Genomic DNA, 24837 nt, shown 5'->3' with positions numbered 1-24837 from the left:
ATTTATTGATATGAAATTGACCGCAACTAGAAAAAATGGTACAAGGAAATAGTGTGAAATTTAAGGTCTTATCAGAATGTTAGACTTTAGTGGGATTTTTCGAAATATATAGAGAGAAGGTTTATAGAAAGTATGAAGAAAAAGCAATGGCGTGTTTCCGCGCTACTTGTGATTGTCAGTATTTTTTTCGTTGCACTCAATATGCGGCCAGCAGTCACAGGAATTGGACCACTATTTAATGTACTTTTGGAGTCACTCCATGTATCCAATACAAAAATGAGCTTTTTAACGTCTATTCCGGTGTTTTGTATGGGACTCTTTGCACCATTCGCAGTACCCTTACAAAGGAAACTCGGAACAAAAACAGCAATCACGCTACTACTAATCATCATCGCATTAGCAAATGGGCTACGCTTTTTTAAAGAAAGCTATGGACTACTTGTGGTCACAAGCTTTGCTGCAGGGTTTGCCATTGCGCTAATTGGTCCAATGTTAAATGCCTATATAAAAAAGAAATTCCCGACCCGTTTTACAACAGTTGTAGGTATTTATTCATTTGGAATAGGAACAGGGGCAACATTAAGTGCAGCACTAACAGTAACATTTTATAATCGTTTTCATGAGAGCTGGACAATGGCGCTCGGCAGTTGGGCAGTACTAGCAATGATCGCTCTTGTCATTTGGTTACTGACAATACAAAAAGACCAGGATGAGTTATCAGAAACAGATGTATTGAGTGAAAATGATGCGCGAAATCCATGGAAAAATGTTCGTGCTTGGACTATTTTAATTTATTTTGGTTTACAAACATCGTTGTTTTTCTCAATGATGTCTTGGTTAGTACCGATGATACAGGATAAGGACTATTCACTTGTTGCTGCAAGTTTTATGCTAACATTTATGTCAATCGTTCAAATGATTGGAAATATCTCTGTCCCTATACTAATGGAGAAGTGGGCGAATCGAATGGGTTGGCTTTTCTCTTTAGGAATCCTAGGTATTTTCGGCTTTGCACTACTATGGTTAAGTTCAGGTGCTATGTTGTGGATTGCCGTATTAATAATAGGGATCGTTTTAAGTGGCTTATTTCCAATTGGTCTATTGTTACCATTGGACGAGGCAAAAAATGATGAGGAGGCCAATAGCTGGTCATCAATGGTGCTTTCCGGAGGCTTTATGATAAGTGCCATCATTCCTATACTAATCGGCTATTGCTATGATGTGACGGGTAATCATACTTTTACCTATGCCATATTTATGCTGTTAATGCTTGGCATAGTAGCTACTACAATTATGCTAAAGAAAAAATAATTTTGAGGCATGCGAGAATTTACGCGCATGTCTTTTTTTTATAAATAATATTACAAACGCGATTTATAAGTCATTTTTCATAGCAAAGCTAGAAAAGAATCGTTTTTTATAGGTATAACGAATTGAATAAAAGGGATGAGTAGTATTATCACAACATGTCTAAACTAATAATATTATTATGTAAACTTGAAACGTATAAAAACCTTGTTTATGATAGAGAAGAAAGATGGTTAACTTCTTTTAGTGCTTGTCCAAACATCCGTTAAAAGAAGTTATAGCCTCCGGCGGATGTCACGAATTTGGAATAGTGTTAATAATGGCTAACTGACCTGCATCCAGCAGGCCTAAGTACAAAGCCGAATCATGCCGAGGCATAATTGATAGAAAGTTTTGGTGAACGTATGCGGAAAAAGATGCTCATTCTTGGAGCAACAGCTTTACTATTAACAGGCTGTGAAAATGATTCATTGGCAGAAATGTTTCATACTAAAAAGGCCGAGGTAAAATCGGAAAAAGTTATTATGAAGAAAGAAGAAAAAATTGTACCAGAAGTAAAAATAGTTGGAGAGAATGGAATCGGTGCAGGCATTATTGTAAAAAAAGAGGACGCGAAGCTTTATATTGTGACAAATGGTGCGCTCGTAGCTTCAAAGCCAGCTGCTCTCGTCCAATTTAATAATAATAAGCTTGTGGAAGCCAATGTGCACTATATGTCTACAGCATATAATATCGCCATTTTAGAAGTTACCTACAAAGCATCGGTAAAGGTGCCAACTGTTTATAACGGGGAATTAAATCAATTAGCTGTTTTTGTCGATAGTTTACCGCACGTCATTAAAAAATATAGTGACAGAAAAGCAGCTTATTATATAGATGCAGAACAAAACATACCTTTAGGGAGCCCTGTTCTAGAAGCGGAGAGTGGTGAAATTGTAGGCATCTATTTTAAACGCCAGCAAAACGATGTTTCACAGCCGTACATACTGCCATTTAAAGATATTGAGCCGTTTTTAGATGAATGGATTGAAGAAGGTATGAAGACAAGAGATCGGTTATCTCAGTCAAAAAATTTATATCCATATATAGAACAGGGTGACAAAGAAGCCGTCCAGCAAGCTATTGATCGATATGGAAAGAACATTTTTGCTTATAATAGCGATGAAGTAAAACTATTTATAGATACATTTCATAAGCATTTACAAGCAGCTGTTGAGATTCATGATGCTAGTGTAATGAAACCTTTCGCAGGTACAGATGAGTTACAAAGCACACTGAATAATATGGTTGCGTATTATGAATCCAAACACGCGAAAATTCAATTTTCCAATACGACGATTAAAAACATCAAAATGGATGGACAAAATATTGTAGTTCGTGCAAAAACGGAATATGTACTAACGAATGCTGCTGGTCAAGAAGCACTTGCGAATTCTATGATGGTATATGAAATAAATAAAAATGAACAGGGCGAGTATCAGCTTATTCGTCTAACAACTGAGGAGTGAAAAGTTGGATGGAGCAAGCAAGACAAATGCTACAACATCATTTTGGCTATGATTCATTTCGCAATGGACAGGCACCAATTATCGAACAAACATTACGAGGTCAATCAAGTCTTTGTGTGATGCCAACTGGCGGAGGTAAATCAATTTGCTATCAAATTCCGGCACTGATGCTAGATGGACTCACAGTCGTCATATCCCCCTTAATTTCTCTTATGCAAGATCAGGTAGAAGCATTACGTGCTGCAAATATCCCAGCCGCGTATATAAATAGTACCTTAACCGTGCAAGAAGTGAATGAAACGATGCAGCTTGCGAGTGCAGGTTATTTAAAGCTACTTTATATAGCGCCAGAGCGATTAGAAAGTGCAACATTTTTACAAGTATTAGCGAATTTATCTGTTCCATTGATTGCTGTAGATGAAGCTCACTGTATATCCCAGTGGGGGCATGATTTTAGACCAAGTTACCGAGCAATCCAAAAATTATTTACTTTGTGGCCGCAAAAGCCAACTGTCTTAGCACTTACAGCAACAGCTACACCAGCTGTTTGTGACGATATTAGACAATTATTAGATATTGACGAGCAATCAACTGTGATTACCGGTTTTTCGCGCGATAATTTAGCATTCTCTGTGTTAATTGGTGAAAATAAAGAACGTTACATTAAAGATTATTTAGTGAAAAATAAAAATGAAGCGGGCATTATTTATGCAGCGACTCGAAAAGCAGTCGACGCCATCTATGAGCTTTTAAGTCGTTTGGGCGAATCTGTTGCTAAATACCATGCGGGACTACCAGAGGACATGCGTACGTCAGAGCAGGAGCGCTTTTTAAAAGATGAGGCACGTATTATGGTAGCAACCAATGCATTTGGAATGGGGATTGATAAGAGTAATGTACGCTTTGTCATTCATTATCAAATGCCGCGCAATATGGAGAGCTATTATCAGGAAGCGGGGCGTGCAGGACGTGATGGCTTACCAAGTGCCTGTATTTTGCTGTATGCATCAGGGGATGTCCAAACACAACGCTTTTTAATTGAACAGACGCAGGATGAAGCTCGCATTACGCAGGAACTAGCAAAGCTACAAACGATGGTTGACTATTGTCATACAGAAGGCTGTTTACAAAATGCGATCTTAACGTATTTTGGCGAAGAAGCAGGGGTGCCTTGTAGTCGTTGTAGTAATTGTAATGATGGACGGGAAGTCAAAGATGTGACAGTAGATGCACAAAAGGTGTTAGCCTGTGTCGTAAGGATGGGGCAAAAATTCGGCAAGACGATGGTGGCTCAAGTGCTAATTGGCTCCAAAAATCAAAAAATGACTGAATTTGGTTTTGCAAGGCTGTCTACCTATGGCATTTTAAAAGGCCAATACTCCTCGAAGGATGTCTCAAGCTTTATAGAATTTTTAATCGCTGAAGGGTTACTGGCTGTTAAGCATGGCACGTTTCCAACTATTTATGTACCTGAGGAAGGCAAAGAGGTGCTAATGGGTAATCGAACGGTTATGCGAAAAGAAGCGGTTACTGTGCGTAAACTCGCAGACAATGACCCGTTATTTGAGCATTTACGAGTATTGCGTAAAGAGATTGCGGATGAAGAACAGGTACCACCATTTGTTGTGTTCTCTGATAAAACATTACGTGAACTATGCGACAAAAAGCCAATGGAGCTTGAAGGGTTACGACATGTTAGTGGGATTGGTGAAGTAAAATTCGAAAAATACGGCAAGCGTTTCTTTGATGCCCTTCAGTCTTTTTTGAAAACAACTTAATAATATAGGAAAAAAGGAAGTGCTTAATTCAAAAAATTAGGCACTTCCTTTATATTCGTAAAGTATTAAAACTCGCTATTTCTCCCAAAGTTCGATCAATCGACCTTCAGGATCTTTAATCCAAATAAACTTTCCATATTCACTAATCTCTTCTTTTTTTTCAAGAGGTACACCAATATGTTCAAGATGCTTAATCGTCTCGTTAATATCATGTACTTGGAAATTTAACATCACTTGTTGTTCTGTTGGAAAATAGCCGTCATCTTCGGTAAAGAAAGAAAAGATCGTCTCATTTCCTGATTGGGGTTTAATCACAGCCCCATTCCAATTTTCTATTTCAATCTTCAACACTTCGCTGTACCATTTTTTGATAACATCAAGATTTTTAGTTCTCCAAAATATTCCTCCGAAACCTTTTATCATCGTATCTAACTCCTGTCTGTCTTTAAATTTGATTTTCGATTAAAAGATAAGTTCCTTTTTCAACTATACAGCTCCGTTAGACTAAGTACAATTTCAACATAAATAAAAAAATCACCGTAAAAAAGTATGATTTTGTACAAAGCTAAAGTATGGAAACAAAAATAAAAAACCCGGGAATTATATCCCGGGCCTGATTCTCACTTACTTATAGTGCTCCATGACACACTGCCTCGCTTCCGCATTGAATCTTAAAATTTTTTAAGAAAACTGTGCTTTAGCTTCATTCAGCTTTGATGGTCCTTCTGAGTTACCGGTCAGCCCCACTCATCGGGTTAACCCTCCTTGTCATTGGATTTGGAAGTGAAATCTTTAATAGTATAGACCGTTTATTCTTCAACTATACCGTTAGCCATCCATGAAATGCAAAAATCAGCACTTCACCACAGAAAATGAAAGATGATTAAGTTCTTTCATGGGAGTTGAAGTACAATTTTACTTAATATTTATTGGAAAAATTACCTCAAATAAATCAAAGCTACAATATCGAAAAAATAAAAACCCGGGAATAAATCCCGGGCCTGATTCTCACTTACTTATAGTGCTCCATGACACACTGCCTCGCTTCCGCATTGATCTTAAATTTTAAGACAACTGTGCTTTAGCTTCATTCAGTATTGATGGTCCTTCTGAGTTACCGGTCAGCCCCACTCATCGGGTTAACCCTCCTTGTCATTGGATTTGAAGTGAAATCTTTAATAGTATAGACCTTTTATTATCTTTTATACACGTCATTTAAATTTTTCGATTCAAAGAGATAAATTAATCAGAAAACGCTTTTTTCTCCCAATGCTCAGTGATGAACTGATCTCGACCTGACAGCGCACGATCTTTCTCATAATGCTCCGACTCTTTTTTATAATAGTCCTGATGATAATCTTCCGCAGGATAAAACTGTTTGGCATCGCGAATTGTGGTTACAATAGGTTTAATATAGCGACCACTTTTTGCTAGTTTTTCCTTGGATAATTCGGCAATGCGCTTTTGCTCTTCTGAATAAGTGAAGATGGCCGTCGTGTATGATTCACCACGGTCATGGAATTGACCATAGGCATCCGTTGGGTCGATTTGCATCCAGTAAATATCAAGAAGCTGCTCATAACTAAAAACGCTAGGATCGAATTCGATTTCGACTACTTCTAAATGGCCAGAAGTACCTTTTTTGACATCCTCATAAGTAGGATTTTTTAAATGGCCACCCATGTAGCCAGAAGTAACCTTATGTATGCCATCCCATTCAACAAATGGCTTAACCATACACCAAAAACAGCCACCAGCAAACGTCGCTTTTTCAATCATATTGATCATCCTTTCTACTCTGTTTTGAAGAAATTATAGCATTATTTTGCTCGTTATTGGCATTTTAGGTGTAAAATAACGAATAGGTAGTTGATGATAGGCGCAGCAACGTTTAAAATGAAACTTTCCTTACGATGAATCGTTACATTAACTATAAAAAATAGAGGAGTTACTAGTTATGGAAGAGCAAGATTATACAAGACGCTCGCAACGTCCCAAAAAACGTCGATTGCGAAAAGGGAGAGTATTGTTCACATTGTTATTACTCTGTGTCATTGTCGGCGTGGGCTATGCTGTTAAGCAATATCGAGATGGGCTAGAATTAGCAAGCGATACAAAGGTAGCTCAGGAGGATTTCAGCGGCGACACAGTAAAAGGCGATATTGAAAACTATTTATTATTAGGAATCGATACACGTGGTGAAGAGAAATCACGAACAGATACAATGATGGTATTGTCTTGGAACAAGAAAACAAATGATGTCAAACTCGTATCATTTATGCGAGATATTTATGCGGATATCCCTGGTTACCAATCCTATAAGCTAAACACGGCTTACTATCTAGGTGGTGTTCAATTATTAAAGGATACGATTAGCAATATGTTTGGTCTTCCGATTCATCATTATGCTATTGTCGATTTTAAAAATTTTGAATCACTTGTCGATATTTTAGCGCCAAATGGAGTGAAAATCGATGTAGAGAAGGATATGTCTGAAAAAATTGGTGTTTCATTAAAGCAAGGTGAGCAAAACTTAAATGGTCAAGAGTTACTTGGTTATGCCCGATTCCGCCACGATGCTGAAGGCGATTTTGGTCGTGTCGCACGTCAGCAAAAAGTGATCGAAGCCTTAAAGAATGAAATATTAGCGCCTCAAAATATCGTGAATTTACCAAAATTCGTTGGTGCAGCACAAGGCTATATAACAACGGACCTTTCATCTAAAGAAGAGGTTCAACAAGTGCTTAAAATGGTGTCTAAAGGTAAAATCAACATAGAAAAAGCAACGATTCCAATTGAAGGTAGTTTTAGTTACGAATACTTTAGTCATGCTGGTGATTCAATCGTTATTGATGTAGAGAAAAACAAAGAATTTTTACGTAAATTTTTAGGTATTTCTTTGGAGTGATGTTTCGCCAAAGCTAACATTTTCTTGTAAAATAAAGGTATAGGATTTGTATTGGGGTGAGTACATGGAAAAAGAAAGACCAAGAGAGCGATCGAATTTCTTTTCAACAAAGTTTATTCGCTTTTTAGGTGGTAAAAACTTATTTTTTACACTAATTATTTTAGTATTACTTGCGTGCGTTATTTTTATGTTCCAAAAAGTTTCCTTTATATTTACCCCGCTAAAGGTTTTATTTCAGGTAGTAGTTCTACCAGGGGTACTTGCCGGTATTGCGTATTATTTATTACGCCCATTATTAGGGCTTTTAGAAAGGTGGCGTATCCCAAGAATTTGGGGTATTTTACTACTGTATATCGCTGTAATTGGCATATTAACGTTATTAGTATTACTTGTCTATCCGTTTTTGCGAGACCAGTTTACTAATTTAGCAAAGGAATTCCCAGAGTATTTTATGGCGTTAACGCAAAATACGGTTGATTATCTCAATAATTCACGCATTACTGAGTACTTAGATAAAATGAATTTTAATGACGTAGTGAAGAACTTTACTACGGATATGGTGAAAACAGTAAAAGATACGGCTACCAACTTAGCGCAAGGCGTAGCATCTGGTATTACTGGCTTCGTTTCAACATTAACGGGAATTGTTCTGTCATTAGTGACGGTGCCATTTATTTTATTTTACTTACTTAAAGATGGTGAAAAACTACCGAATTTTATTTTAAAAGCATGCCCACCACGTATGCGCAAAGAAGTACATGAAATTTTCCACGATATGGACAAGCAAATTAGTTCATACATACAGGGGCAAATTTTAGTTTCCATGTGTATCGGTTCAATGGTAACAATCGGCTTTTTAATTATCGGTATGAAATATGCTTTATTGCTTGGGTTCCTTGCGATGATCACGAGTGTGGTTCCATACTTAGGGCCAGTCATTGCGATTACACCGGCTGTTATTATCGCTCTTGTAACATCACCGTTCATGCTGTTTAAATTAGCCATTGTATGGACAGTTGTACAGCTGATTGAAGGGAAATTCATTTCTCCTCAAATTATGGGTAAATCACTAAGTATCCATCCAATTACAATTATTTTTGTGTTATTAACGGCAGGTTCATTATTTGGCGTACCAGGTGTTATTTTAGGGATTCCAGGCTATGCCATCTTAAAAGTACTTGTGACACATTTATTCAAGCTATTTAAGCAACGTTATAATCGTTACGAAGATGAGGAACAGCAAAAATATGAGGTGTAAGAAGAGACAGTTACTGCGAAAGTGCAGTAACTGTTTTTTTGATTGAAATCAAAGTTCACAAGCTTACTCAACGTGAAGGAATGAAAGCAATTGTGTCATTTTTTTAGAGAGTCGAAGTGTTTGAAGTTAGTCGATTTGTAAAAGTATATAGTGCATCTAAAAATTTTTCATGTTCTTCAATAAAAGGGAAGTGGTTACTATTTTCAAATATTTGAAGGCTTGAATTAGGCAACAAGTTATGTAGTTCTTCAGAAAATTCAATAGGACATTGAACATCATATTTTCCGCATAAGATTAAAGACGGAACAAGGTTATTATTTATAGTTTCACTGACATCATAATTACGTAATTCAGATGAATAAGCTGCCATTCTTGATTTATTAATAGCGACAAATTGCATTTTTTTGTAGTATTCATCAACTTTTTCTTTAGAATGAATACATAACTCGAAGAATTTTTTTGCTGCAGATTCTTTACTTTTCTTACTCATAAAAGGTAACATTTTAAAGAAGATTTTTATCATATCTTTTTTGTATTTTCCATTTTCCACATTGAATAAATTGTTTTTAGACCGGTTTATTCTATTGGATGCTGCTGTCCCACATAAAATAATTTCAGAAAGTTTGTCTGGATACATAGAAAGATAAGTTAATCCTAAAAAACCTCCTGTTGAGTGTCCAGCAAAAGCCCAATTAGAGTATTTAAGTTTTTTTCGAATACTTTCTAAATCTTTCACAGTTTCTTCTATGCTTAAATCTTTCTTTGATTTAATTTTAGTGGAAGATCCCGTATTTTTTAAATTTACTAATATTACTTTATAATATTCTCCAACTGCAGCGGAAAATGGCTCTTTACCAGATAAAAATTCTTGGTATAAATGTGCTATGCAAATTGGGTCTGTGCCTTTTCCACCAATAAATACTTCAAATTCTCCACGATCTGTTTTAATCATTTCTCTCAGCAAAAGCCTTCATCCTTTCTTATATAGAGTGGTAAAAAATAAAGGAATAGCTATAAATTAAATGGGTTGTATAGTTTGTAAGATACGAGTTCATGTAGAAGTTGTATCTTAGGAATATTGCATTTTGGTTGTGGGTTCTTCTTGAAAAGTCAATTTTTTTGAAGTATTTTAATATTAAGAAAGGTAATGTTTGGTAAATATCCCACTTTTCTAAGGTTAATTATATCACAAAAATTGGAAATGAACGGATGATTCAAATCATATCTTATCTTATTAGGAGGGCTTTATGGGATATATAAAGGATTTGCGTAAAGTAGTTGGAACTAAACCATTAATTATGTGTGGTGCGTGTGTATTAGTTATCAATAATCGTCAACAAGTTTTACTACAGCTTCGAATAGACAACGGGTGTTGGGGCTTGATTGGGGGTTCAATGGAGCTAGGTGAAACTTTAGAACAAGTCGCCCATCGAGAATTATTTGAAGAAACAGGGCTTACAGCTAAAAACCTAAAATTAATTAATACTTATTCGGGACAGGATTTTTATTATCAATATCCTCATGGTGATGAAGTGTATATCGTAGTTACAGCTTTTGAATGTCAAGAATATAGTGGTTTACTCACTTATGATAGTAACGAGGCAACGATGCTTCAATTTTTCCCTTTAGATGATTTACCCAAAAATATTAGTCCACCGGATCGACCGATACTAGATGATTACATAGTAAGCTACAGCAAAAACCCTTCCAACAAGTAAAGTTAGAAGGGTTTTCATAATGTTTACATGTTTATTTTTGTGGTGTTACTTGTACTTGTGCTAATCGATCAACAGCTTCCTGTAACAATTCTTTTGGTTGTACTAAGGCTAAACGTAAATAGCCTTGTCCAGCAGAGCCGAATACTGTACCAGGAACTGTCACAATGCCGGCTTGCTCAATTAGTTTAAAAGCTAGCTCTGTACAGTCAATGTCGTACGGATATTTTGCCCAGACGAACATGCCACCGTCAGAAGGGGCTGCATCCCATCCTAAATCACGTAAGCCGTTCATTAGTGTTTTATGACGTTCTGAGAATGTTTCACGTAAACTTGCTGTAATTTCCTCGGCATTATCAAGCGCTACGACCGCAGCATCTTGAATAGGCTCGAAAATACCGAAGTCTAGGTTTGATTTTAATTGCTTGATGATGTTAATCATTTCAGCGTTGCCAGCGATATAAGCGATACGTGTACCCGCTAGGCTAAAGCTTTTCGATAAAGAGTTAATTTCCATCCCGACTTCTTTTGCTCCGGGAGCGGCTAGAAAGCTAATTGGGCCATCACCTGAAAAATAGAACTCAGAGTAAGCCGCATCATGTAAGACGATGATGTTGTATTTTTTCGCAAAGGCAATGACCATTTCAAAATAAGCTAATGAAGGCATTGCAGGCACTGGGTTACCTGGTAAGTTTAAAATCAGTAGTTTTGCTTTTTGTGCAATTTCTTCAGGTACAGCGTCAAGATCTGGTAAATAGTCGTTGTCAGCTGTTTGTGGCATATAGTACGGAGTTGCACCTGCTAAATGAATCCCTGCATCATAGGCAACGTAAGCTGGGTTTGTGGATAGTACGATGTCACCTGGATCACAAAAGGCGATTGGTAAATGCACTAAGCCCTCTTGAGAGCCAATCGTTTGAATGATTTCAGAAGCGGGATCTAAATCTACATTACTACGACGTTTATAGTAGCGGCTAACGGCTTCATAAAAACGTTGTGTGCCTGTTAATGTATACCCGTAAGATTCTGCTAAACCTGCTCTATAGGATAAATGCTCACGGATTTTAGCGTGTGGAGGAAGGTCAGGGCTACCTAAACTTAAATCAATCATTGTCATACCTTTAGCTTCTTGTTGTTTAGCATGTTTTTTTAAATCTCCGAAAATTGCTGGTGTAAATAAAGACATTTTTTTAGATGGTACGATTTTCAAACTAGTACACTCCTTATAGTTGTATAACAGAATAGTAGTACACATTTTATCATACTAAAACACATAAAGGGAAAGTTATTCTGAAAAAAGAATATATTTAAATAATGGACAAGATGTGTGCGTAGGCTAGCGGAAATAATTTTGCTAATGCTGGAAATAATAATTTTGACGGAAAATGAATAACATTTCTGCTATGATAATGAAATGGAAGGGAGGCTATGAAAACTATGAATGTTTATTCGTTAAGTGGCCCAAGCGGAACAGGGAAAAGTACAAGCGCACTTGTTTTTGCCCATAAAATCGGTGTAGAGGCTCTTATTGATGATGGACTTTTAATTGTAAATGGTGTGAAGGTAGCAGGAATCTCGGCAAAGTTTGAGAAAAATACGATTACAGCAGTTCGTCGAGCCATTTTCACAGACGATGTCCACCGTGAGGAAGTAAAAAAAGCTCTTGATACATATAAAGTACAATCGATTTTAGTAATCGGCACGTCCGATAAAATGACGAAGACGATCGCTCGACAGCTAGAGCTTGATCCTATCGAGAAATATTACTATGTCGAGGATGTACGTTCGCCAAAAGAAATCGCCAAAGCTCGCTTTATTCGACAGACGCAAGGGAAACACGTCATGCCAATACCATACCGCCAAGTCGAGCAAAACTTTTTTAAACGGCTCGTGCAAAAAGGGAAGGAGATTTTCTCTTCAAAGCGTGAAAAAATAGGGGAGACGACGATTGTTCGCCCTGATTTTCAACAGGAATATATAGCTATTGACAGGCATGTTTATGTGCAGTTATTAACGTATTGCTGTGCAAAACAAAATATCGTACACAAGGTCGAACAAGTACAATTTATCTTTGGTGAGCTAGCGCAAGCAACGATTACATTACAACTTAAGCTACCAATCAACTATTCATTACCAGACCGATTGTATGAATTACAGAAAACGATACAGGCAGAATTTTCTCAGCATTTTGGTTATGAATTAGATGCGATTCATCTTCACATTAAGTCGGTAGTAATTAAGCGAAAATCATAAAAAATAGGTACTCCATTCGCAACAAAGGCGAGCAGAGTACCTATTTTTTATTTTGATTGACGTGTAAATTGAGGCTGACGCTTTTCGACAAAGGCACGGCAGCCTTCTGCAAAATCGTTTCCTACAAACGGTGTTGAACCGTTCCATAATGTTGGCACACTGTCCACGCATTCTTGAACAGATTGCTTCACGGCTAATAACGATTCTGGTGACATCCCAGCCACAAGCTTACCCATGCGAATCATGTATTTATTTAAATCTTTTTCAGCTACTAAATAATTAAGCATACCAAGCTTAAAGGCTTCTTCCGCTTTAAACATGCGACCGGTAAATACTAAATCCTTCGTAGTTGAAGGGCCTACAAGTTGTACTAAACGCTGTGCAAATTTGTTATTTAAGGTAATCCCTAATTTACCGACAGGAATCCCAAGCTTTGCTTTCTCGGAGCCAATACGGATGTCACAAGCTAAAGCGAGCTCTAAGCCGGCACCCATTGCGGGACCATTAATGACGCCGATCGTTGGAATTGGTAAACGTTCAATAGTGGAGATCGTTTTTTCCATATGTACAAAGGCTTCTTCCGCTTTTTCAAGGGAAATGGCGTTGAATTCTTTAATATCAGAGCCAGCAGTAAAGTTTTCACCAGATCCGCGTAATAACAGTACTTTATTTTTCGGATTATCTAATACTTGAAGGGCAATTTTGGCTAATTGATCCCACATATTTGCTGTAAGTGCGTTTTTAGCCTGGGGGCGGTGGATCGTAATAATCGCTAGCCCAGCTGTTTCTTGATAAATAATTTTTGCTTCTTCTGCCTCAAGTCGAGTTGTTCTTACTTGCATACTTGATAATCCCCCTATAGTTGAAATTTAATACACTTATTATATAACAGAAACCGTAATAAACACTAAATTATACGAATTTTCATGTAAATTATCCTTGTTATACAAGAATAAGGACATTTTAAAGAAATTGTACTACTACAGAGTACGAAAAATTGCTATTGTAAGAAAACAAAAGATGTGAGACACTGCTATAGGAACATTTGTTTCTTTATTGTAAAAGGAGCATTTGAACACTTGAAGCGGGATCGTGTTTGAATAATACAGATTATCCGACATTACTCTTTATATAAATAAATTAAACGTACGCACCCAAAATATAGTAAACTATTGATAAAACACGCACAGTTTACAAGGAGGGAGCCAGATGGTCACACTAGAGGCGGCATGGAACAGCTATTTATTACTTTTAAACTCTTTAAAGAAAAGTGCTGCTACCAAAAAGCAGTACAATATCGATGGACAGCAATTTTTAGCATTTGCTCATGAAAAAAACTACTTGTATGTGGATCGTCATTTAAAAGAATTGTTATTTATATATAATAATTATCTGAAGGAATCCTATGAAAATGTCAACACATTTAATCATAAAATTGCTACATTGCGAGGCTTTGTAGACTTTGTCTTTTTACGAGAGTGGGTAGAGCCTTTTGATTACGAGGGTATTTTACAACCAAAAAAGAGGCACAAAGAGGCTTTAAAAATACTGACAAAGAAGCAATTGATGCAAATTACAAATGTCTGGCCGACTTATTTTCAATATGCGAAAACGATGGAACATGCGTGGCTAGCAAGACGTAATGGCTGCATTATCCAAATGCTGATGGAAACAGGATGTAAGCCAGCTGAGCTTGTTCGAATGAAATGGGCGCATATGAACATCGACTCTTCCTTCATCTACATTTCTAACCACAACGGGCGTCGAGAAATAAAGCTTTCTCCGATCTTAATGGATATGCTAACACATTATCAAGAGGCAACAGAGGAATTACATGAAGAAAAACTAGGGGAATGGGTTTGGGTTAGCGGGGCTAGTCAATCAAAATCCATCTCAACCAAAACAATTGAGCGAATTTTCCAAACGATGTCAAAGGATATCGGAACAAATGTGAGAGCAACAGATTTGCGCTACACGGTCATGCAAAAAGCATTTCAAAGTGAAAAAACAATCGAAAATATTCAGGAAAAGATGGGGTATGTACGAAAATGGGTGCTTACTGAAAGACAGGGGCGTTTTGAATAGAAATGGATAGTTTTTTCGTCTGTATTGAATTGTTATTAAGCGTCCTTAAGGAGAACACATCATAAATAATTGAGGTTATTCTGTTTGAAAAAAAAGTAATGAATCTAAGCTCAGCAAAGTGTTTAGTGTACTACTAAAATAGAGGGCAGTGGTTTTTCTAGAGAAGCATTTATGGGAAGATTTTATAAAAAAAATCATTTGACGTTTTGTACTATTTTATGTATTATATTGAAAAAGAATGCCCGGACTAGAACGGGAGAGGTTCATAGCTGATACCCTCTATAAAAAACTATGGAAACATGATAATATGCCATGTCCATATCGGGCGTGGCTTTTTTTATGTTTTTACTTATGTTTTATTAGAATGATTGGTGATGCCTCTCTTGAAAAGTGTTGGGAAACATTTTACAAGGAGGTTTTTTGTTTGACCAAAGCCATGAAGAAGGACTGACGGATTTAACATTTTGGGGGAACCAAAGTACACAATATTCATATTTCGTTTAATGAATCACGATCTTAATCCAGATAAAATTGATGATCGATCAATGCGGACTTGAATAGTTCAATTAAAAAAGAGGTATTTAGCTACCCTCTAAAAAAAACTAAAAAGAAAGCAGTACTTTTTCTTAGAGTGCTGTTTTTTGATACAAGGGAGTTTTATAGATGAAGCAGGAAAAAGCAATTGTTGTATTTAGTGGAGGTCAGGACAGCACAACTTGTTTGTTCTGGGCAAAAGAACGTTTTGAAGAAGTTGAGGCAGTAACTTTTGATTATGGTCAAAGGCATCTTCTTGAAATTGAATGTGCGAAGATGATAGCAGAGGAGCTCGGTATCAAGCATCACATTCTTGATATGTCACTCCTAAATCAGCTTGCTCCGAATGCATTGACACGACAAGACATAAAGGTAGAAGATGGAGAAAATGGTGAGCTTCCATCGACTTTTGTACCTGGCCGAAATCTTCTCTTTCTTTCATTTGCGGGCGTTTTAGCGAGTCAAGTAGGAGCTAAGCATATTGTAACTGGTGTTTGTGAAACAGATTTTAGCGGATATCCAGATTGCCGAGATGTTTTTATTAAATCCTTGAATGTAACGTTAAATTTATCGATGGATGATTCCTTTGTGATTGATACACCATTGATGTGGCTGAATAAGGCACAGACATGGGAACTTGCTGATCAGTTTGGGGCACTTGAATTTGTTCGGGAAAGAACGTTAACTTGCTATAACGGTGTAATTGCAGAAGGCTGCGGTGAATGCCCAGCATGTAAACTACGAAAAATAGGGCTTGATGAGTATTTGAGTTACAGGAAGGAGTCTTAAGGCATGTCAGATTTTAGAATCGTCGATAAGCTCCAAAAAATAGATGAAGATATTCAAAGAAATCAATTGAACTATCATGCAAAGCGTGTTCTCGTAAGCAAAGAATTTACCTTCGATGCTGCCCATCATTTACATAATTATGAGGGGAAATGTAAAAACCTGCACGGTCATACGTATCGCGTAGTATTAGGACTGAGTGGATACACAGATGAACGCGGTTTGATGATTGATTTTGGTGATATAAAAGGAATATGGAAAGAAAAAATAGAGATTCATTTGGATCACCGTTATTTAAATGAAACGCTTCCACCCATGAATACGACGGCAGAGAATATTGTTGTTTGGATTTACGAAAAGTTGGCTGCGGCCTTGCTTGATGAACAAAGATATAACGGTGCGCGTGTTGAATTTATCCGGCTATACGAAACTCCGACTAGCTATGCAGAAGCGAGACGGGAGTGGATGGAAGTTGAGTAAGATACCTGTTATCGAGATTTTTGGACCGACAATTCAAGGAGAGGGAATGGTAATTGGCCAAAAGACAATGTTTGTGAGAACGGCCGGCTGTGATTATTCCTGTTCTTGGTGTGATTCATCGTTTACGTGGGATGGCAGCGGAAAGCATCTTATTGTCCAAATGACGGCGGAAGAGATTTGGTCTGAGTTGAAACGTCTCGGAGGCAATGGCTTTCCATTTGTTACAATTTCAGGCGGAAATCCTGCACTCATCCGAAATTTGGAGGAGCTCATTGCCATTTTAAAAGAAAATGACATAAAGGTCGGGGTGGAAACACAGGGAAGTAGGTGGCAAAAATGGATGTATGAGATTGATGAGCTGACAATTTCACCAAAGCCACCTAGTTCTGGAATGACCACAGACTATTCGGTGCTCTCTGATATCTTTGAAAAACTTAAAAATCGAAACAGTAATTACCATATATCCCTCAAAATAGTCGTCTTTAATCAAGCAGATTACGATTATGCTAAACAAATTCACCATCGATATCCGATGATTCCTTTTTATCTACAAGTCGGTAATGATGATCTCACGACGACTGACAATTCAAGATTAATACTACATTTATTAGATAAATATCATGCGCTGATTGATCGAGTGATTAAGGATGAGGAATTAAGAGATGTCAAAGTACTGCCACAGTTGCATGCCCTTGTTTGGGGGAATAAAAGAGGTGTATAGTGTGGCCTAATAAAAATGTCTTTAAATTTTCTTGAGGAGTCATATATTTAATAAAACCCCTGATTCTTCTGCTTAGCGTAGCAAATCAGGGGTTTAAATTTAACTATAGCACTTCTTTGTTACAAATGATTCACTGCTTTGACGCTCACTTTAACTGTTAAATCATGTTTTCCACCTGAATAAACACCTTCAACCGGGCTAATATCGGAATAATCACGACCAATGCATAAAATAATGTGATTTTCTAATACTTCTACATTATTAGTTGGATCTAGCCCAATCCAGCCGATTCCTGGTATCATGACTTCGACCCAAGCGTGGGTTGCAATATCACCGACCAAGGCAGAGTTTTCATCAACATATAAATAACCACTAACATAGCGAGCTGGAATTCCTTTTGCTCTTAATACCGCAAGCATGACGTGGGTGAAATCCTGACAAACACCTCGCTTAAGGGCAAAGGCTTGACTTGCAGTTGTCGTAACATCAGTCGCACCTGGATCATATTCAAATGTCGAGTATAAATATTGCATTAAATTCAGCGAAAAAAGCACCGGATTTTCCGCATGACCAATTGCATGATAAACTTCCTCTAACTGATTTTCTGTCATATACGTAAAATGTGTAGACTTTAAATAGGGCAAATAATGTTCATAAAACAGCTGAGAATGAAAAATTGTTTGCATCTCGTGTGAATATTGAATGCGATGAATAAAGGGTGCACGTTGAATGCTGACAATAGATGTCGTTTGAATTTCTAGCACTTGATGCTGCTCAGGTATATAAAAAGTGCCAACCGTATTGCCCCAAATATCTGTATGCTCACGCGTTAAAGATGAAGGTGTAATGGCAATTCGATAGGATAATAAGCGCTGACGCTCATCACCTCTTGGCTTCAAGCGGATAGTATTTAAGCTTTGATCGACTTCAGACTCATATTGAAAAATATTAGTATGTTGAATTTCAAATTTCATGGTGTCCGCTTCCTTTTGATTACTGACTTGCTTGTTGAAAGGGAGCTGTGGTTGATTCCTTTCAAGGTTGTACGCTGGGTTCATATAAATGATAAATTGTTGCAAATGTATTGCCAAAATCAATACATTGACACAATCTTTCCTCCATTAACAGAATCGTTTCCTCTAAGGTAATATTCCATAAATCCACATTCATCATGGCAAATAATAAATTCTTTAATGGGGTATGAAGCTCTATATATCTTGCTGAAATAGGATCATTTTCTAAACAACTTAACGATTCCTCTATTTTTTGTAAGCAAAACATCACTGAACGTGGGAAGTGCTTATCCTGTAATAAATATTGAATGACACAAAGTAAATTTGTTTGGCGATGCTTCCGCAAATAAGACTCCGTCGCCTCCGATAAATCAAGTAAAAACGATCCGTCCGCTTCAAATAAGGAGATGGCTACCTCTTTATGTTGCTCCAGTATAATTAAAGCCATACGAATTGTCTTTTCAGCTCGTTCTAACCATTTCCCAACGTGCATGAAATAAAAAGGTAAATCTCGATCCATTGAGCCTTCGATAAGCCCGGTAACCGTTAACGAAGTCTTTCGAACATTTTGCAAAAAAGAATTTAGAACAATAAGTGGAATGGGTCTTTCACGTCCGATTATTTCTTGCTGTAAAGATAAATAAAAGGCATTTTGCAATTCCCAAAGCTCAATCGGGATGCTATCTCGAGTTACCCGCGCATTTTCCCTAACCGCACGTAAAGTAGCATGAACGGCGTTACAGTTTTTATCAGAAAATAGAAGATATTCGATCAGTAGATTAACTCGAATGGATTCATAAAAAGTCAAAAACTCTTCCTTCGAGGCACAAATATCTAACACAGCTTCCCAATGGTCGATGTATTCATTTTCTTTACCTGATTGCTCCAACATATTCAACAGCTGTACTTGTAATATATGTGCATTCGTTTGTGTTCGTTCACTATATCTTGCCATCCAATACAGTGCATCGGCTACTCGACTTAGCATGCTGTAATTCCTCCTTTAATATCCATGTATCTTTTGCTCCTCCGCCCTGTGACGAATTCACGACTAAAGAACCTTCTTTCAGTGCCACACGAGATAAACCACCAGGAAGTACATAAATATCATCACCCTTCATGACATATACACGCAAATCGACGTGGCAAGGATAGAATCTCCCATCCTGAAAAGCAGGTGCTCTAGACAAGTTAATCGTCGGTTGAGCAATATATTGAATCGGATTTTCTATAATTTTTTCTTTAAATTTAGTAATTTCTTCATCACTCGCATGCGGACCAATTAGCATATCATAGCCACCAGAGGCACTAACATTTTTTATGACAAGCTCTCTCATATGCTCAAGAACCCAAGCACGCTGTCTGTCATCATCTAAATGATAGGTCTTCACATTTTGTAAAATAGGCTCCTCATTTAAATAGTAGCGAATCATATCCGGCACATAGGCATACATCGCTTTATCATCGGCTACACCGTTACCAACAGCATTTAAAATAGCAATATTTCCAGCTTGATAAGCATCCATGATATGAGGGACTCCAAGCAAAGAATCCTTTCGAAAAACAACAGGATCTAAGAAATCATCATCAATTCGACGATAAATAATATCGATTTGCTCTAGACCATAAATTGTCTTCATATACACCTTATTATCTTGAACTACTAAATCATGCCCTTCAACAAGTTGAATATTGAGCTGCTGAGCTAGGAAAACATGATCATAATATGCTGAATTATACATGCCCGCTGTTAATAGGACAGCCTTAGGTTCTACATCTGGCTTCATACAAGGTGATCGATGAGCAAGTAGTGCCTTTTTCATAAAGGCCATTTGTTTATCGAGTGACTGGATGGAATGTTTAGAGAAAAACTCAGGATATACTTCCTTCATGACATATCGATTTTGAAAAACATAGGATATACCTGAAGGATTACGTAAATTATCCTCTAAAACGTAGTAAATACCGTTTTCATCACGAATCAAATCAATGCCCGCTAAAAAAATATGATTATCGATCGGTACTTTTACACCAAGCATTTCTTTATAGTAGTACGGATTGTTTTCAATAAGCCGTTTCGGAATAAGCCCATCCTCAAAAATGGACTGTTCATGATAGACATCATGCAAAAAGCAATTTAAAGCTTTGACACGTTGCTTCATACCAGCTTCAATTACTTCCCACTGTTCATGTGGAATAATAATAGGGATAAAATCAAAGGGCATTGTCCGTTCTGTACCACCTTGTGCTCCATATACGGTAAATGTAATGCCTTGTCTAAGGAAACTTGATTGTGCTTGTTGGTATTTTTCATCTAACTGTTCCTTGGGAAAAGCATTAAGCTTATGATGGAAAGACCGATAATGAGGCTTCGGTTGATTGCCATCAAACATTTCATCAAAAAACTTACCAGATTCATAGAACTTCATCATATGGATCGCCCTCCGAATTTAAGTAGTAGAGAAAACGTGTTAAACTAAATATGAAACAATTTCGCCTTGGCGTAATTGTCGCTTTCGCACAGAAAACATTTGTAGCTGACGCTTTGCTTTTGCGCAGAAAAAATGCGACTGGACATGGCGTTCTTAGACTGGGTTACTCTATTTCAGTTTGTGTTAGGGCACTAATTGAAAAGGAACCACAACTGCATTCATTCTCCACTTTTAGAGGAATGAAGATAAATACATAAAAGGAGCTAGAAAAAATGACAATCATTAATTTAATGCAAGCTTATGAGTTAGACAAGCTTTCAAAATTAGGTTTAACAGATGAGGAGATTGTAGGCACATTGCATTCAGGGGAAGTATCCGTCTGGCAAGAAAAAGTACCAAACTATGAATTTTCCGAAACAACGGCACTTTTTAAAGAAGGGGAACAATCGTTCTTAGACGCTCTGCATGGTAACTATCGTATCAAATATGTAACTTTGCCAGGCATTCAGCGTTTGCTGCATCTTCGTTTTTCATTAGAAGAAGATAAGGATTATCAATTACTAGAAACAGGAATCCAACATTTAACTTGTAATGAGGAAACTATCGTGAAGCTTCAACATATGCTATCAACAAACTGGTCTCTAGCAAAACAAGTAGATGGAACATATAGTGTTTTTGTTAAGTAATTCGATTTCGCACAGAAAAACTATACGTCCGGAATCAACAAAACCAGATAATTCCATGCGCATTGTGAGATAAATCGACACGTATAGTTACCCAGCTTTTCTTTTTTCGAATCGTCTCACAGCATTTTAGTACACTAGATTTTAATATTCATTTTCCTTGCACTTTATGCATGAAAAAGTAGATCTTTCAAAAAAACTTTCAAAAAGGTGATTTTCTTTATAAAGAGAATCATCTTTTTTTACTCTCAATTAAACAAACATATGTTCCATTTCGAGAAAAACGGCACTTTTTTCACTATAAAGTTCCCAAATTTATATTTGGGAACGTTTTTTCGTGGTAAAATAGAGAAAATAGAGGTGATTTTATGGAAAAGACTAAGCTCCCTAAAATAATGAGAGACTTCCTTGTCTATTTAACGACGATTAAAGGGAAGTCTCCGCGCACAAGAAAAGAATACGAATATGATTTGACATTATTCTCCCGTTTCTACATAGCAATCCAGAATGATCTTGAAATAACAGATATAACGAAAATAGATATTTCTACTATTACAATAGAAGAAATCCGAGAGATCACACTGGAGGATCTTTATTTATTTATGGAGTATTGCGAAGTACAGCGCGGAAATTCTGCATCCGCGAGAGCACGTAAGGTGGCAACGTTAAAATCATTTTTTAAATACCTTAAAGGAAAACGCCGACTTCTTGAGGAAAATCCCGCTGATGAATTAGAAACACCAAAGATTGGACGAAAAAGACCTATCTATATGAATCTTGAAGAAGCCACTCAATTTATTGATGGCATCCAGCCAAATCGCGCATCTCCAAGAAATTATTGTATGATGATGTTTTTCTTAAATTTAGGGATTCGTGTAACCGAGCTATGTTCGCTACATAGGTCATCTATACAAGGGCGCTACTTAACTGTTGTTGGTAAAGGTAATAAGGAACGTACCGTATATTTGAATGATAGCTGTATGCAGGCACTTGCAGACTATGAAAATAGTGGAAAGGCACCATATAAAGGAGAGGGAGAAGAGCCTCTTTTCGTCTCACAAAAGGGCACACGCTTTACACGTCAAACCGTTGCTAAAATCGTTAAACGAATCAATCAGCATTCTGGGCTTCAAAAAGAACGACTGACACCACATAAATTACGTCATACATCCGCAACGATGATGTATAAATCAGGGGCAGATATTCGAAGTCTCCAGCATATACTTGGCCATTCAAGTGTTGCGACGACACAAATCTACACACATATTGAAGATGAAGAACTGCAACATGTACTCGAAAATAATCCGTTCAATATTGTGCGAGAAAGATAATTTTCAAAACTACTTTCCAAAATTTTAAAGGAAATCAAAGTAATCGAAGAGAATACATTACATTGGATAGATTTTATACAGAACCAATAACTTTTGGTGAGGGGAGTAGTTTATGAATCCATTAATAAATGATCATCTGCGTGAAACGAGAAATACTTTAGTGAAGGAAATTGAGTTATTAAGTGATCGTCAATTAAATGATAAACCTGATTTAAAAAGTTGGAGTATAGCCCAAATTTGCCATCACCTAGCTTTAGTGGAAGAGTCTTCAGTAAAGGCGATTGCCTGGGGATTAAAACAAGAAGATAGTAAGCAAACTGAACGCAAAAATGTTCAATTTATCGTAGATCGAACAAAGAAAATGACAGCTCCAAAAATTGTTGAACCGGCTGAAGACTTATTTACAGTTCAGCAAATCATTGAGATGCTAAACGATTCGAGAAAAAAATTAACAACTTTCCTTGATACAATTGAAGATAAATCAATATTAGGTGAAAAATCCGTGAAGCATCCTGCACTCGGTGAACTACCTCTTGATCAATGGGTTGAACAAATTTATTTACATGAGCAACGACATATCGTGCAAATATTAGAAATCAAAATGTGTTTAGAGGTTGAGCATTAATGAATTCACAGGAGACGGAATACAAGCAATGTAAGCCTGTTCGTTAAAGAAATGATACTAGCAAGCAAAAATTCAATTTTAATAGAACTTGTCTGGAACATGTTAATGTTTTTTCCAAAAATGATAATCTGATTATTGGAGTAGCGTCAGGGAAATGCGGATTTACAACGTTAAGGAAATTCCAATATTAAAAAGCCAATTTCTTAGCATTAAAATAAAGAAATTAGGCTTTTTTTTCGTTGCATCGGTAAAGTATTCGCTACTGAAAGTTTTCTATATAATGAAGCTCTAGATTTTTGTAGAAAAGTTATCAGGTATGTTGATTCACCATTTTTATCCACTCTAATTAATTAAAAGGCTCTGATTTCCGCTACGGGTTTTTCACTAATAAGACAGATTTTTTAAATGGAAAATTTATTTAAAATTGGAACCTGTATTTGTTTCATGCGTTTTAAATATAGAGGGTAGTATTTTGGAATAGGGGCGAATGAATGGTTAGAAGAAGAGGAACATATCAAATAAAAATTCGTGACAAACAGCTCATTTGTTTATTTTGTCAGAACGATCAATTTCAACATCGTGAAGTTTATCTGAATTTAAGTCCTTTAGGTGAATCGGTGAAGGACCAGCTCACATTGCAATCATTTTACTGCACGTCATGTGGTAATATCCGTATGTTTCAAGAAAAGAATCGATTTGACCATACATTACAAAAACAAGTATCTATAATTGAGTATTCGGAAGTGTTAAAAGAATGAGTATAAGTAATTTAATGCAGAAAAAAAGTCGTATTACAATTTTTGATGAGCCTGTTATTTGTAGGTTTTGTTCACATGATGTGTTTATCCCTTATGAAGTTAATGTGAATGTTGAACAACCGGGTATCGGTGTTCGTCATACTCGTGATATAGCAATTTGTCAATATTGTGGTGAAGGGAAATTTTTTGGAGATCCAAGTTATTATGATGCTGAAAAAGATAATTTTATTTGGGCATTGAATCAGCAATTACTTTCCGTTAGAAAATATAAGATTAAGTTTTCATTATATGTTGGGAAAAGAAATAACGATAAAATAACTTCTTTTATAGATAAACTTATTCAAGACTTAAGAATAGAAGTAGAGAATATGAGTGATTTAAAAGGTGGAGTAGGAGTAGTACTTCAAATAAAACTTTCTAGTTTAAATGATATTCAAACGATTAGATCTATTATAATCGATTCTGCAAAGCGAATGAATATCACGATTAAGGATCTAACCATTAAATAGTATTTTCTAAGTGACATTTATTTAAATGTCACTTAGATATTTTATGAGATATTTTCACTAAAACGAAACTAAATGAAAGTAAATAGTCTAATTTTTTATTAAAAATCGCTTAAAAAATCGAAGAGAGCCATTGTTTTGATCAATATTATTCA

Annotated in this window: 25 protein-coding genes and 1 riboswitch; of the genes, 17 read left to right on the top strand and 8 right to left on the bottom strand. The window is 36.6% G+C overall.

Going from position 1 to position 24837, the window contains the following annotated elements:
* Positions 1-132 precede the first annotated feature (132 nt).
* The 3 genes from ACVWXS_RS11420 to recQ all read left to right on the top strand — a co-directional run bounded on the left by ACVWXS_RS11420 (position 133) and on the right by recQ (position 4594).
* On the top strand, positions 133-1311 hold the full coding sequence (locus ACVWXS_RS11420) for an MFS transporter (RefSeq protein ID WP_456958286.1): 1179 nt from the start codon (positions 133-135) through the stop codon (positions 1309-1311).
* Between the two features lie 377 nt (positions 1312-1688).
* A complete protein-coding gene (locus ACVWXS_RS11415; protein ID WP_456958285.1) occupies positions 1689-2816 on the top strand; it encodes a TcaA NTF2-like domain-containing protein in 1128 nt (375 codons plus the stop codon).
* 8 nt (positions 2817-2824) lie between these two features.
* Complete coding sequence (gene recQ / locus ACVWXS_RS11410; protein ID WP_456958284.1) at positions 2825-4594, top strand: DNA helicase RecQ; 1770 nt, start codon at positions 2825-2827, stop codon at positions 4592-4594.
* A gap of 75 nt (positions 4595-4669) precedes the next feature.
* Here recQ and ACVWXS_RS11405 read toward each other — a convergent pair whose 3' ends face one another.
* Positions 4670-5017: a VOC family protein gene (locus ACVWXS_RS11405; RefSeq protein ID WP_368634750.1), complete on the bottom strand. Its 348-nt coding sequence runs from the start codon at positions 5015-5017 to the stop codon at positions 4670-4672.
* 819 nt (positions 5018-5836) lie between these two features.
* Positions 5837-6373: a peptide-methionine (S)-S-oxide reductase MsrA gene (gene msrA, locus ACVWXS_RS11400; protein WP_456958283.1), complete on the bottom strand. Its 537-nt coding sequence runs from the start codon at positions 6371-6373 to the stop codon at positions 5837-5839.
* A gap of 178 nt (positions 6374-6551) precedes the next feature.
* On the opposite strand from msrA, the gene ACVWXS_RS11395 reads away from it, so the two are divergent.
* Positions 6552-7502 carry an LCP family protein gene (locus tag ACVWXS_RS11395; protein ID WP_456958282.1) on the top strand — a complete coding sequence of 317 codons (951 nt, stop codon included), beginning with the start codon at positions 6552-6554 and terminating at the stop codon, positions 7500-7502.
* Positions 7503-7566: 64 nt separating this feature from the next.
* Positions 7567-8760 carry an AI-2E family transporter gene (locus ACVWXS_RS11390; RefSeq protein ID WP_402987203.1) on the top strand — a complete coding sequence of 398 codons (1194 nt, stop codon included), beginning with the start codon at positions 7567-7569 and terminating at the stop codon, positions 8758-8760.
* Positions 8761-8863: 103 nt separating this feature from the next.
* Here ACVWXS_RS11390 and ACVWXS_RS11385 read toward each other — a convergent pair whose 3' ends face one another.
* The gene (locus ACVWXS_RS11385; RefSeq protein ID WP_456958281.1) at positions 8864-9724 is read right to left on the bottom strand and encodes an alpha/beta fold hydrolase; all 861 of its coding nucleotides are present in this window, start codon (positions 9722-9724) and stop codon (positions 8864-8866) included.
* 283 nt (positions 9725-10007) lie between these two features.
* On the opposite strand from ACVWXS_RS11385, the gene ACVWXS_RS11380 reads away from it, so the two are divergent.
* Entirely contained in the window at positions 10008-10478 is a 471-nt protein-coding gene (locus ACVWXS_RS11380; protein WP_456958280.1) for an NUDIX hydrolase, read from the top strand.
* Between the two features lie 31 nt (positions 10479-10509).
* On the opposite strand, the gene ACVWXS_RS11375 is transcribed toward ACVWXS_RS11380, so the two are convergent.
* On the bottom strand, positions 10510-11685 hold the full coding sequence (locus tag ACVWXS_RS11375; RefSeq protein WP_456958279.1) for an aminotransferase class I/II-fold pyridoxal phosphate-dependent enzyme: 1176 nt from the start codon (positions 11683-11685) through the stop codon (positions 10510-10512).
* Between the two features lie 227 nt (positions 11686-11912).
* On the opposite strand from ACVWXS_RS11375, the gene ACVWXS_RS11370 reads away from it, so the two are divergent.
* Entirely contained in the window at positions 11913-12728 is an 816-nt protein-coding gene (locus ACVWXS_RS11370; RefSeq protein ID WP_456958278.1) for a hypothetical protein, read from the top strand.
* A gap of 47 nt (positions 12729-12775) precedes the next feature.
* Here ACVWXS_RS11370 and ACVWXS_RS11365 read toward each other — a convergent pair whose 3' ends face one another.
* Complete coding sequence (locus tag ACVWXS_RS11365; RefSeq protein WP_456958277.1) at positions 12776-13570, bottom strand: enoyl-CoA hydratase/isomerase family protein; 795 nt, start codon at positions 13568-13570, stop codon at positions 12776-12778.
* Positions 13571-13937: 367 nt separating this feature from the next.
* Between ACVWXS_RS11365 and ACVWXS_RS11360 the strand changes: the two genes are divergently transcribed.
* The 4 genes from ACVWXS_RS11360 (at position 13938) to queE (ending at position 17334) form a co-directional block, all read left to right on the top strand.
* The gene (locus ACVWXS_RS11360; protein WP_456958276.1) at positions 13938-14813 is read left to right on the top strand and encodes a tyrosine-type recombinase/integrase; all 876 of its coding nucleotides are present in this window, start codon (positions 13938-13940) and stop codon (positions 14811-14813) included.
* Positions 14814-15065: 252 nt separating this feature from the next.
* Positions 15066-15112, top strand: a riboswitch (PreQ1 riboswitch).
* Between the two features lie 364 nt (positions 15113-15476).
* Positions 15477-16136, top strand: a complete 660-nt coding sequence (gene queC, locus ACVWXS_RS11355; protein ID WP_456958275.1) for a 7-cyano-7-deazaguanine synthase QueC — start codon at positions 15477-15479, stop codon at positions 16134-16136.
* Between the two features lie 3 nt (positions 16137-16139).
* On the top strand, positions 16140-16613 hold the full coding sequence (gene queD, locus ACVWXS_RS11350; RefSeq protein WP_456958274.1) for a 6-carboxytetrahydropterin synthase QueD: 474 nt from the start codon (positions 16140-16142) through the stop codon (positions 16611-16613).
* A complete protein-coding gene (gene queE, locus ACVWXS_RS11345; protein ID WP_456958273.1) occupies positions 16606-17334 on the top strand; it encodes a 7-carboxy-7-deazaguanine synthase QueE in 729 nt (242 codons plus the stop codon). Before queD ends, queE begins: the two co-directional genes overlap by 8 nt.
* A 119-nt stretch (positions 17335-17453) precedes the next feature.
* On the opposite strand, the gene ACVWXS_RS11340 is transcribed toward queE, so the two are convergent.
* The 3 genes from ACVWXS_RS11340 to ACVWXS_RS11330 form a co-directional block, all read right to left on the bottom strand.
* Positions 17454-18308, bottom strand: coding sequence for a transglutaminase family protein (locus ACVWXS_RS11340; protein WP_456958272.1), 855 nt, complete (start codon positions 18306-18308; stop codon positions 17454-17456).
* 61 nt (positions 18309-18369) lie between these two features.
* On the bottom strand, positions 18370-19335 hold the full coding sequence (locus ACVWXS_RS11335; RefSeq protein ID WP_456958271.1) for an alpha-E domain-containing protein: 966 nt from the start codon (positions 19333-19335) through the stop codon (positions 18370-18372).
* On the bottom strand, positions 19289-20779 hold the full coding sequence (locus ACVWXS_RS11330) for a circularly permuted type 2 ATP-grasp protein (RefSeq protein WP_456958270.1): 1491 nt from the start codon (positions 20777-20779) through the stop codon (positions 19289-19291). The genes ACVWXS_RS11335 and ACVWXS_RS11330 overlap by 47 nt, the downstream gene beginning before the upstream one ends.
* Positions 20780-20829: 50 nt before the next feature.
* On the opposite strand from ACVWXS_RS11330, the gene ACVWXS_RS11325 reads away from it, so the two are divergent.
* From ACVWXS_RS11325 to ACVWXS_RS11300, 6 genes are all read left to right on the top strand, one after another.
* A complete protein-coding gene (locus ACVWXS_RS11325) occupies positions 20830-21036 on the top strand; it encodes a hypothetical protein (RefSeq protein ID WP_456958269.1) in 207 nt (68 codons plus the stop codon).
* A 15-nt stretch (positions 21037-21051) separates the two neighbouring features.
* Positions 21052-21465: a hypothetical protein gene (locus ACVWXS_RS11320; RefSeq protein WP_456958268.1), complete on the top strand. Its 414-nt coding sequence runs from the start codon at positions 21052-21054 to the stop codon at positions 21463-21465.
* A 365-nt stretch (positions 21466-21830) separates the two neighbouring features.
* Positions 21831-22793 carry a tyrosine recombinase XerC gene (locus ACVWXS_RS11315; RefSeq protein WP_456958267.1) on the top strand — a complete coding sequence of 321 codons (963 nt, stop codon included), beginning with the start codon at positions 21831-21833 and terminating at the stop codon, positions 22791-22793.
* Positions 22794-22905: 112 nt separating this feature from the next.
* Positions 22906-23418, top strand: a complete 513-nt coding sequence (locus ACVWXS_RS11310; RefSeq protein WP_456958266.1) for a DinB family protein — start codon at positions 22906-22908, stop codon at positions 23416-23418.
* Between the two features lie 491 nt (positions 23419-23909).
* Positions 23910-24176 (top strand): hypothetical protein, encoded by a 267-nt coding sequence (locus tag ACVWXS_RS11305; protein WP_456958265.1) that lies wholly within the window; start codon positions 23910-23912, stop codon positions 24174-24176.
* Complete coding sequence (locus ACVWXS_RS11300; RefSeq protein WP_456958264.1) at positions 24173-24685, top strand: hypothetical protein; 513 nt, start codon at positions 24173-24175, stop codon at positions 24683-24685. Before ACVWXS_RS11305 ends, ACVWXS_RS11300 begins: the two co-directional genes overlap by 4 nt.
* The last annotated feature ends 152 nt before the right edge of the window (positions 24686-24837 follow it).

It is taken from the genome of Lysinibacillus sp. TE18511, from assembly GCF_054062295.1.
This window is presented reverse-complemented; position numbering and strand designations above follow the sequence as displayed.

Excerpts from the sequence above, each read along its gene's own strand:
- ACVWXS_RS11420 (WP_456958286.1), top strand. The coding sequence starts at position 133 with ATGAAGAAAAAGCAATGGCGTGTTTCCGCGCTACTTGTGATTGTCAGT.
- recQ (WP_456958284.1), top strand. The coding sequence starts at position 2,825 with ATGGAGCAAGCAAGACAAATGCTACAACATCATTTTGGCTATGATTCA.
- ACVWXS_RS11405 (WP_368634750.1), bottom strand. The coding sequence starts at position 5,017 with ATGATAAAAGGTTTCGGAGGAATATTTTGGAGAACTAAAAATCTTGAT.
- msrA (WP_456958283.1), bottom strand. The coding sequence starts at position 6,373 with ATGATTGAAAAAGCGACGTTTGCTGGTGGCTGTTTTTGGTGTATGGTT.
- ACVWXS_RS11395 (WP_456958282.1), top strand. The coding sequence starts at position 6,552 with ATGGAAGAGCAAGATTATACAAGACGCTCGCAACGTCCCAAAAAACGT.
- ACVWXS_RS11390 (WP_402987203.1), top strand. The coding sequence starts at position 7,567 with ATGGAAAAAGAAAGACCAAGAGAGCGATCGAATTTCTTTTCAACAAAG.
- ACVWXS_RS11380 (WP_456958280.1), top strand. The coding sequence starts at position 10,008 with ATGGGATATATAAAGGATTTGCGTAAAGTAGTTGGAACTAAACCATTA.
- ACVWXS_RS11370 (WP_456958278.1), top strand. The coding sequence starts at position 11,913 with ATGAATGTTTATTCGTTAAGTGGCCCAAGCGGAACAGGGAAAAGTACA.
- ACVWXS_RS11365 (WP_456958277.1), bottom strand. The coding sequence starts at position 13,570 with ATGCAAGTAAGAACAACTCGACTTGAGGCAGAAGAAGCAAAAATTATT.
- ACVWXS_RS11360 (WP_456958276.1), top strand. The coding sequence starts at position 13,938 with ATGGTCACACTAGAGGCGGCATGGAACAGCTATTTATTACTTTTAAAC.
- queC (WP_456958275.1), top strand. The coding sequence starts at position 15,477 with ATGAAGCAGGAAAAAGCAATTGTTGTATTTAGTGGAGGTCAGGACAGC.
- queD (WP_456958274.1), top strand. The coding sequence starts at position 16,140 with ATGTCAGATTTTAGAATCGTCGATAAGCTCCAAAAAATAGATGAAGAT.
- ACVWXS_RS11340 (WP_456958272.1), bottom strand. The coding sequence starts at position 18,308 with ATGAAATTTGAAATTCAACATACTAATATTTTTCAATATGAGTCTGAA.
- ACVWXS_RS11335 (WP_456958271.1), bottom strand. The coding sequence starts at position 19,335 with ATGCTAAGTCGAGTAGCCGATGCACTGTATTGGATGGCAAGATATAGT.
- ACVWXS_RS11330 (WP_456958270.1), bottom strand. The coding sequence starts at position 20,779 with ATGATGAAGTTCTATGAATCTGGTAAGTTTTTTGATGAAATGTTTGAT.
- ACVWXS_RS11325 (WP_456958269.1), top strand. The coding sequence starts at position 20,830 with ATGAAACAATTTCGCCTTGGCGTAATTGTCGCTTTCGCACAGAAAACA.
- ACVWXS_RS11320 (WP_456958268.1), top strand. The coding sequence starts at position 21,052 with ATGACAATCATTAATTTAATGCAAGCTTATGAGTTAGACAAGCTTTCA.
- ACVWXS_RS11315 (WP_456958267.1), top strand. The coding sequence starts at position 21,831 with ATGGAAAAGACTAAGCTCCCTAAAATAATGAGAGACTTCCTTGTCTAT.
- ACVWXS_RS11310 (WP_456958266.1), top strand. The coding sequence starts at position 22,906 with ATGAATCCATTAATAAATGATCATCTGCGTGAAACGAGAAATACTTTA.
- ACVWXS_RS11305 (WP_456958265.1), top strand. The coding sequence starts at position 23,910 with ATGGTTAGAAGAAGAGGAACATATCAAATAAAAATTCGTGACAAACAG.
- ACVWXS_RS11300 (WP_456958264.1), top strand. The coding sequence starts at position 24,173 with ATGAGTATAAGTAATTTAATGCAGAAAAAAAGTCGTATTACAATTTTT.